This is a genomic window from Methylobacterium sp. C33D, assembly GCF_053345825.1.
On sequence record NZ_JBKFAV010000080.1, the window covers coordinates 1 to 7625 of the forward strand.

General features: G+C 73.3%; 14 protein-coding genes and 1 pseudogene. 9 read left to right on the forward strand and 6 right to left on the reverse strand.

Annotated features, from left to right (window positions below; genetic code table 11):
* Positions 1-177, reverse strand: a pseudogene (locus ACLBXO_RS31150) (porin family protein); the annotation flags it as partial.
* 423 nt (positions 178-600) lie between these two features.
* On the opposite strand from ACLBXO_RS31150, the gene ACLBXO_RS31155 reads away from it, so the two are divergent.
* From ACLBXO_RS31155 to ACLBXO_RS31170, 4 genes are all read left to right on the forward strand, one after another.
* A complete protein-coding gene (locus ACLBXO_RS31155) occupies positions 601-1095 on the forward strand; it encodes a GAF domain-containing protein (protein ID WP_331316088.1) in 495 nt (164 codons plus the stop codon).
* Between the two features lie 83 nt (positions 1096-1178).
* The gene (locus ACLBXO_RS31160; protein ID WP_331316087.1) at positions 1179-1328 is read left to right on the forward strand and encodes a hypothetical protein; all 150 of its coding nucleotides are present in this window, start codon (positions 1179-1181) and stop codon (positions 1326-1328) included.
* Between the two features lie 143 nt (positions 1329-1471).
* Positions 1472-1696 (forward strand): hypothetical protein, encoded by a 225-nt coding sequence (locus ACLBXO_RS31165; protein WP_447687839.1) that lies wholly within the window; start codon positions 1472-1474, stop codon positions 1694-1696.
* Between the two features lie 315 nt (positions 1697-2011).
* A complete protein-coding gene (locus ACLBXO_RS31170) occupies positions 2012-2470 on the forward strand; it encodes a MucR family transcriptional regulator (RefSeq protein ID WP_331316085.1) in 459 nt (152 codons plus the stop codon).
* Between the two features lie 109 nt (positions 2471-2579).
* Here the strand turns inward: ACLBXO_RS31170 and ACLBXO_RS31175 are convergent, their stop codons facing one another.
* Positions 2580-2837 (reverse strand): hypothetical protein, encoded by a 258-nt coding sequence (locus ACLBXO_RS31175; protein ID WP_331316084.1) that lies wholly within the window; start codon positions 2835-2837, stop codon positions 2580-2582.
* A 122-nt stretch (positions 2838-2959) separates the two neighbouring features.
* Between ACLBXO_RS31175 and ACLBXO_RS31180 the strand changes: the two genes are divergently transcribed.
* Together ACLBXO_RS31180 and ACLBXO_RS31185 are read left to right on the forward strand one after the other, a co-directional pair.
* Entirely contained in the window at positions 2960-3208 is a 249-nt protein-coding gene (locus tag ACLBXO_RS31180) for a DUF6894 family protein (protein ID WP_273560681.1), read from the forward strand.
* A 29-nt stretch (positions 3209-3237) separates the two neighbouring features.
* Entirely contained in the window at positions 3238-3516 is a 279-nt protein-coding gene (locus ACLBXO_RS31185) for an adenylosuccinate synthase (RefSeq protein WP_447687840.1), read from the forward strand.
* A 9-nt stretch (positions 3517-3525) separates the two neighbouring features.
* Here the strand turns inward: ACLBXO_RS31185 and ACLBXO_RS31190 are convergent, their stop codons facing one another.
* The gene (locus ACLBXO_RS31190) at positions 3526-3654 is read right to left on the reverse strand and encodes a hypothetical protein (protein ID WP_331316081.1); all 129 of its coding nucleotides are present in this window, start codon (positions 3652-3654) and stop codon (positions 3526-3528) included.
* 219 nt (positions 3655-3873) lie between these two features.
* On the opposite strand from ACLBXO_RS31190, the gene ACLBXO_RS31195 reads away from it, so the two are divergent.
* Entirely contained in the window at positions 3874-4398 is a 525-nt protein-coding gene (locus ACLBXO_RS31195) for a DUF3016 domain-containing protein (RefSeq protein ID WP_447687841.1), read from the forward strand.
* A 21-nt stretch (positions 4399-4419) separates the two neighbouring features.
* Here ACLBXO_RS31195 and ACLBXO_RS31200 read toward each other — a convergent pair whose 3' ends face one another.
* Positions 4420-4695: a hypothetical protein gene (locus ACLBXO_RS31200; RefSeq protein ID WP_447687842.1), complete on the reverse strand. Its 276-nt coding sequence runs from the start codon at positions 4693-4695 to the stop codon at positions 4420-4422.
* Between the two features lie 198 nt (positions 4696-4893).
* Here ACLBXO_RS31200 and ACLBXO_RS31205 point away from each other — a divergent pair, with 198 nt between their 5' ends.
* Together ACLBXO_RS31205 and ACLBXO_RS31210 are read left to right on the forward strand one after the other, a co-directional pair.
* Positions 4894-6384 carry a sensor histidine kinase gene (locus ACLBXO_RS31205; protein WP_447687843.1) on the forward strand — a complete coding sequence of 497 codons (1491 nt, stop codon included), beginning with the start codon at positions 4894-4896 and terminating at the stop codon, positions 6382-6384.
* Positions 6381-6746 (forward strand): response regulator, encoded by a 366-nt coding sequence (locus tag ACLBXO_RS31210; protein ID WP_331316075.1) that lies wholly within the window; start codon positions 6381-6383, stop codon positions 6744-6746. Before ACLBXO_RS31205 ends, ACLBXO_RS31210 begins: the two co-directional genes overlap by 4 nt.
* A gap of 109 nt (positions 6747-6855) precedes the next feature.
* On the opposite strand, the gene ACLBXO_RS31215 is transcribed toward ACLBXO_RS31210, so the two are convergent.
* Together ACLBXO_RS31215 and ACLBXO_RS31220 are read right to left on the reverse strand one after the other, a co-directional pair.
* Positions 6856-7053 (reverse strand): hypothetical protein, encoded by a 198-nt coding sequence (locus tag ACLBXO_RS31215; protein ID WP_447687844.1) that lies wholly within the window; start codon positions 7051-7053, stop codon positions 6856-6858.
* 48 nt (positions 7054-7101) lie between these two features.
* Positions 7102-7625, reverse strand: a 524-nt coding sequence (locus tag ACLBXO_RS31220; protein WP_447687845.1) for an autotransporter outer membrane beta-barrel domain-containing protein, incomplete at its 5' end; no start/stop codon positions are given.

Below are 7625 nucleotides of genomic sequence, written 5' to 3' on the forward strand. Positions count from 1 at the left end.
GTCGCTGGCGTCGAAGGCGTAGCCGGCGTTGATACCGAAGTAGGCGCCGGTCCAGGTGAAGACCGGGACGGGGGTGAACACCGGCGGCGGGGCCGCGCGGCGCGGCAGGTCGGCGGCCGAGGCGGCGCCGGTCAGGAGAGCCGTGGCGGCGCTCGCGAGCAGAAGCTTCTTGATCATCTGGTCCTCTGTCTCCCGTTTGACGGGATGTGTGCGGGGCGGACAGGACGTCAGGATGTGCGGGCGCGATAGTGCATTGTTGCAACAGCGCCGGCGGGGGTCCGGAGCCGGTGAACCGGAAGGTGCGCTGGAGCACATCATCGCGGCGTCGTGATCGAGGGGCCCGGAACTATTTCGAGACTTCTGTCGAGGAGCTCCGCCGCGACGACCAATATGCGGATGCTGGGACCGCTCATCTCCGCGCGGTCGCGCGATCTCGGCGCGCCCGGGCCCGCCGGTGAAACGCTTGATCCAGGTTGTTGCCGCCCGCGCGGGTGCCGGTCACGCTCGCGCGACCGTCGATCCCGCGGCACGGCGACGTCGCGCGACGACACCGCGGGGACGGTCGCCCGATCGATCGGAGTGCTCGCGCGCCGCCTCCCCATGGATGAACGCTCCCTGGATCCCGCCTCGGGTCTGGTCCGGGCCTCCCGCCGCCTGGCGACCGCCCGTTCCCTGGAGGACACGGTCGCGATCCTGCGCGAGACCGCGCGGGAGATCGCCGGCTCCGACGGGATCGCCGTGGTTCTGCGCGAGGGCGACGCCGTCTTCTACGCCGCCGAGGACGCCATCGAGCCGCTGTGGCGCGGCCGCAGGTTCCCGCTGACGGCGTGCGTCTCGGGGCGCGCGATGCTCGACGCGGCGACCATCGTGGTCCCGGACATCGAGTGCGATCCCCGGGTGCCGGTCGCCCTCTACCGCCTGACCTCGATGCGCAGCCTCGTGATGGTGCCGATCGGCTCCCCCGAGGCCGTCGCCGCGCTCGGCGCCTACTGGTGCGCCTCGGTCATCCCGGACGACGCGACGGTCCGCCGGCTCGAGGCGCTGGCCCGGCACGCGGCAGCCGCCTTGGCGCGGATGCGCCCGGCGGGAGCGTAGCGGTCGCGGAGTCGCGGGATCGATCGGCCGTCCCGGCCGTTCCCCGCGCTCAAGGCCCCGCACGGAAGACCCAGACCCGCCACATGAAGCGCCTCACCCTCGTCGGCATCTTCGTCGTCCTGCTGCTCGCCATCGTGGCGATCGCCGCCACGTGGTCGAAGGTCACGCCCGTCAATCCGGCGGTCGCGCCGGACACGTCGGCGACGCCCAATCCCACCGGCGAGCGGAAATGAGGCCGCGGTGACGCATCGTCGGGCGCGCCGGTCCTGATCGGGGCCGGCCGGTCCCGGCGACCGCGCCGGCCGCGCGGGGAACATGCGGCGAGCTCCGGTCTTGGCCCTGCACGAGAGACCGCAGGGCGGGCCGGGAGGGATGGATGGGACAGGATGTCGACGCCGCACGGGAGGCCCTGGGCTCGGTCCCGCCGGGCCGGCCGGCAGCCCCGGAGGCGCGGCCCGACCCGGCGGCCGGCGGCAGCGGTCCGCACGCCCCGGGCCCCGTGGATCCCGGCTCCGACGCGCCGCCGGAGAGCGGCGGCTACGACACCCGGCCGCCCGCGCCGCAGCCGGACAACCGGAAGGGCGGGTACGGGGCCGGCTGACGCGGCCGGATCCCGTCCCCGTCCATCGCCGATCGCCGCCCGCGGCGACGCGCCCGTGCCGGGGGCGCGAGTCTCGCCCGACAAGGCTCGTCGGACCCGTTCGGACCGTCGCGCGGTCATCCGGACCGCCCGCGCCCGCGCGCCAGGATCCTCGACGGTCTTCGCGGTCGCGCGACGGATCGGGCGCCCGGCGGTCCCCGCGCGGTGCGAGAAAATCCCGAGATATTCATCGAGTCTTCGTTCTATATTTACGCTGTTTAAACCCTTGCCGCTCCCAAACCGTGGGAACGTAAAACGCTCGCTGAAAGTCCGATCATGAATGAGACCTTCGATGAGACATCCAACACCTTGGCCGCGATGACCGCCGAGCTTGTCGCCGCCTACGTGTCGAACAATCCGGTTCCGGCCGCGGAATTGCCGGCTCTGATCGCGCGCGTGCACGGCGCGATCAGCGGGCTCGTCGCCGGGACCCAGGCGGCGCAGGCCGGCGCGGCTCCGCAGGCCGAGGTCGAGAAGCCGAGCGCGGCCCAGATCCGCAAGTCGGTCCGGCACGACGGGATCGTCAGCTTCATCGACGGCAAGCTCTACAAGACGCTGAAGCGCCACCTGGCCAGCCACGGCCTGGATCCGCGCAGCTACCGCGACAGCTACGGCCTGCCGACCGACTACCCGATGGTCGCCCCCGGTTACGCCGAGCAGCGCTCCGCCCTCGCCAAGGCGATCGGCCTGGGCCAGCCCGGCGCCATGGCGCGGCGCGGCGGCTCGGACCACTGATCCTCGACAGGCGTGTCGCCGCCCGCGCGGCGACAGGGCCGGCGGCCCGGACCGCCGCGCGCGCTCAACGCGCTCAACGCGCTCAACGCGCCCAACGCGCCCAACGCGCTCAATCCCCCGGGCCGGCCCGGTTCTGGCCCCGGACTCCGACCGCCTCGGTGCGGCCGCGGGCATAGCCCAGGGATATCAGCCCGCCCTGCCGGGCCAGGCGCCGCTCCAGCGCATCGAGATCAACCAGCGCATCCGCGATGGCGGCGACGAGCGCGGTCCACGCGTCGCCCTTCGCCGCCCGGTGATAGGCGACGGCGATCGTCTCGGCCTCCCTGAGACGAATCTCCGCAGGCGCCGTCTCGGGATCAAGGTGCATCGCTGTCCGAATCCGTATAGAACATATCGCGAACAAAGCGTATCGACGCGGTGGGTTCAACCGCCGATGCGTCCCGTTCCCGGATCGCGGTGGAGTGCTGTGGATTGATCGAGGGAAGCTCAATGCCGACGCGGCTTTACCGTTTCCACTGCACGGACGGCCACGAGCTGGTGACCGACCTGCGCGGCAGCCGGTTTCCCAACGCGGCGCAGGTGCGCGCCCATGCCGAGCGGGTCGCGCTCGCGCTGATGGAGCGGGTGGTGGAGCGGTTCGATTGGTCGGGCTGGCAGGTCGAGGTCTACGACGCCAAGGGGCGCCGGGTCTGGATCCGGGCTTTTCCGGATGTGAGCGTGGACAGGCAGGCCGCCTGAGACGGGCGGCCGCGCAGAAGGAGGAGCTGATGGCGTTCAAGCCGAAATCCGCCGCCGAGACCAAGGCGCGCGACCTGGGTCTGGCCCTGGCCCGGATCGCCGAGGAGGCGGGCATGCCGGCGAGTATCGGCGTCGACCGCTTGCGGCGCGCGAGTCCCCGCCTGACCCCGCTGGCGGTGGGTCAGATGGTGCGCCGCGAGCGCGAGACCGTCGAGGCGACCCTGGCCGAGCGTGGCCTGGCGCTCGTCGATTATTCCGATCAGGGGCCGGGTCGCGGGATGGAGTTCATCATCGACGCGGCCGCCTGAGCGGCGCGGTCAGGCCGTCGCCGGGCGGCTCCGCAGAAGACGGCCCACCAGACGGAACGGCAGGAGCGGCAGCTTGATCAGCGCCGTGACAATTAGCACCGCCACGACGGTGAGCAGCGCGAGAACAGAGTTCATCATGCGCGTCGGACTCCCATGACCGGCTCGCCCCTCGGGCCGGTTGCGCTACGAGGCGCCCGGATCGCGGCGAGACTATGAACGGGTGGGCGCCATTCGGTCGCAGCCGGAGGTCCGCGCGGATGTTCGCCGGGACATTCGCGCGGGGGGGCGGGATACCGGGCTCCGTCCGGGCGGTTCCACCGGGCAGGACTGCCCCGGTCGGGCGGAGCGGAGTTCGGTATGCGCGCGCGTCTCGCTGGCGGATCGGCCACCTTCGCGGTCGCGGCCGCGCTCGCGGTGACCGCGCCGGCCCCGGTTCAGGCGCAGGCCCCGGTGAATGTGCGCTACGCCGCGCCGGACCGGTTCACCGATGCCGAGAACCGCTTCGGCTCCGGGCAGCCGCTCCGGGTCACCCTGGCCGAGCTGACCCGGATCTTCACGGATCTCGGCACGGCGCGGCTGCGGCCGGACGAGCGCCTCGACATCACCGTGCTCGACGTCGATCTCGCCGGCTTCGACCGGCCCGGCTTCGCCACCCCGACGGGCCTGCGGGTCGTGACGGACGCCACGCCGCCGCGGATCCGCCTCGCCTACAGCCTGCGTCGCGGTGGCCGCACCGTCGCGCGGGGCGCGGATACGGTGACGGACATCAATTTCCTGCTGACGTCCCACCCGCGCTTCTCGACCGGCGGCCTCTACTACGAGCGGCAGATGCTGCGCGACTGGTTCGCCCGGCGCTTCCCGGGGCCGGCGGGTCGCGGCTAGGGCGGCCCGGCCGGCGCGCGCCTAGCACCCGCTCGGGGCCGCCGTGCTTCCGGTGGCGGCGTCGTCGCCGCTGCCGCCGCCGATCGCGCCGCGCGTGACGGTGTTGAACCGGCTGCCGGCGGGCATCCGGGCGCTGCGCCGCGGGCGGCGGTGCTGGGCGGCCACCGGGGTCGGCAGCCCGGCGGGCACAGCGAGGGCGGGGCCGACCAGGAGGGCGGCCGCGGTCCCGGTCGGCAGGGCGGCGGCGATGGTCGATGCGCGTGTCGGATCGTGTCGTCCGGGGCCGCGGACGGTCATCGCGGCGCCTCGGGCGCCGGCGGGGATCGGCCGGGGACCGGGGGGCGGACCGCGCCGCCGGCGCCCCTATCAGGCACCGGGCCGGTGTAGTAGCCTCGGCATGACCCGCCCGCCGGGCCGGCCCGGCCGGTCGCGGACCGGGCTTCCGCCATCCGCGCTGCGCTCGCCCGAGCTGGAGCCTCACGAGTCGGTCACCGCATGGGCGAGGCCTGCATCTTCTCGGCCGGCTGCAGCGAACTCGCCGACCTCGTCCGGACCTACGACTGGGCGGAGACGCCGCTGGGTCCCATCGCCGGCTGGCCGCAGAGCCTGGTCTTCGCGGTCAGCACGCTGCTGCAATCGCCGGTGCCGATCGTGCTGCTCTGGGGCGAGGACGGCATCATGATCTACAACGACGCCTATTCGGGCTTCGCGGGCGGGCGCCATCCCAAGCTCCTCGGCTCCAAGGTGCGCGAGGGCTGGCCGGAGGTCGCCGACTTCAACGACAATGTCATGCGCGTCGGCCTGGCCGGCGGGACGCTGTCGTACAAGGACCAAGAGCTCACCCTGCACCGCTACGGCCGACCCGAGCCGGTCTGGATGAATCTCGATTATTCGCCGGTCTTCGGGGAAGACGGGCGCCCCGCCGGCGTCATCGCCATCGTGGTCGAGAGCACCGAGCGGGTGCTGGCCGAGCGCCGCCTGCGCGCGAGCGAGGAGCTGTTCCGCACCCTCGCCCAGGGCATCCCGCAACTCGTCTGGCGCGCCGCGATCGACGGGGCCTGCATCTGGTCGAGCCCGCAATGGCACGCCTATACCGGGCAGACCGACGCGACGAGCCTGGGCTGGGGCTGGCTGGAGGCGGTCCATCCGGACGATGTGGCGGTCGCCGAGGCCGCGTGGCGCGAGGCGCCCGTGAGAGGCCAGCTCTCCTTCGAGCACCGGCTCCGCAACGCGGCCGAGGACCGCTTCTGCTGGTTCCAGACCCGGGCCGCGCCGGTCCGCGACGCGCAGGGCCGGATCGTCGAGTGGCTCGGCACCTCGACCGACATCGACGATCTGCGCCAGCTCCAGGAGCGGCAGCAGGTCATGGTCGCCGAGCTGCAGCACCGGACCCGCAACCTGCTCGGCGTCGTGCGCTCCATCGCCAAGCAGACGATGGCCCAGACCGGGCCCGGCGAGACGTTCCGGGAGCGGTTCAACGACCGCCTGTCCGCCCTCTCCCGGGTCCAGGGACTCCTGTCCCGCTCCGACCAGGAACCGATCACGCTCCGGTCCCTGATCGAGACGGAGCTCGCCGCCCTCGATGCCCCGGCCATGCAGGGGCGCATCCGGCTCCACGGGCCCGTGGTGCGGCTGCGCAAGGCGACGGTCCAGACCTTCGCGCTGGCCCTGCACGAACTCGCCACCAACGCGCTGAAATACGGCGCGCTGACCACCGCGCACGGGCGCCTGAGCGTGACGTGGCGGACCTACAGGGCGGATGACGGCGGCGGCCGGCTGCTGGTGGAATGGGTGGAGGAAGGCCTCGTCCGCGGGCCGGAACTCGCGGACGCGCCGCCGCGGGGCGGCTACGGGCGGGAACTGATCGTGCACGCCCTGCCCTATGCCCTGAAGGCGACGACCAGCTACGAACTCGGCGCCACGGCGCTACATTGCTCGATCAACATCCCCCTTCCCGAGGGAGAAGCCGCAGGCAACCCCGCATGACCTCGAAACCGCGCGCGCTGGCCGGCAGGCGGGTCCTGCTGGTCGAGGACGACTACTTCATCGCCGTCGATCTCAAATCCGGCTTCGAGGAGGGCGGCGCCCAGGTCCTGGGCCCGGTCGCCAGCGTCGGCGAGGCGCTGGCGCTGATCGCCGGCACCGCCGAGATCGACGCCGCGGTCCTCGACATCAACCTGCAGGACGAGCTCGTCTACCCCGTGGCCGACGCGCTGCACGCCCGCGGCGTGCCGTTCCTGTTCGCGACCGGTTACGACCCGGTCGCCGTGCCGTCGCTCCACGGCGCCGTGGCCCTCTGCCAGAAGCCGATCGACCCGCGAATCGTGGCGCGCGCGCTGTTCGGCTGAGAGGCCCGACCAGTCGCCTGAGATCCGGCGACGCGACGATGTTTCCCGTGAAACATCGTCGCAGGCCTACCGCGCGGAGCCGGGATCCGCGCGGGCCGCGGCCGGGCCCTCAGCGGTCGCCGAACAGGCGCACGATCGCGCCGGCGGCCAGCCACAAGCCTCTCAGGAGCCACCAGATCAGACGGCCGCTCTGGACCAGCAGCTCGACGGCTTCGAGACCGTCGAGCCGTCGCCGGAAGAGGCCGGGCCGGCGCGACGCCCGCCCGGCCTCGGTCGGTGGCTCATTCCGGCCCTCCGTCCCGCGCATGCGCGCCTCCGGAGCACGGCGCCGTCGCGCGAGGGGCGGCCCCGGTCCTCACCAGGCGGCCTGGAGGCCGGCGGAGACGACCTGCGCGGTGGCGTTCGGGCGCAGCTCGCCGGTATAGGCCACCGACAGCTGCACGCCCTCGGCGACCGCGCCGGTCAGGCTCACCCCCAGCACCGCGCCGTCCCGGCCCAGCGCGCTCGTCCGGCTCGCGAACGCCGCCCCGAACAGGTCGGAGCGGACCAGCGCCGCCGTGTCGGCCAGCTCGTGCGCCCAGTACGCCCGGCCCTCCAGCCGCAGGTCCGGAATGCCCGCCAGCGCCCAACTCGTCACGCGCCCGCCGACCAGGCTGCGCGCCGCGTCGAGGTCGGCCACCGCGAAGCCCTGGCCGCCGAAGCCCTGGTTGACCAGACCGCCCCGCTCGGACACCCGGCCCCGCGTCAGCCGATCGTAGCTGAAGCCCACCTCCGGCACGAGCTCTACCGGCAGGCCGGTCGCCAGCGCGTAGCCGGCAAAGCCCGACACCCCGCCGTTCCAGCCCGACGACAGCCCGGAGGCCTGCGACACCGCCGTGC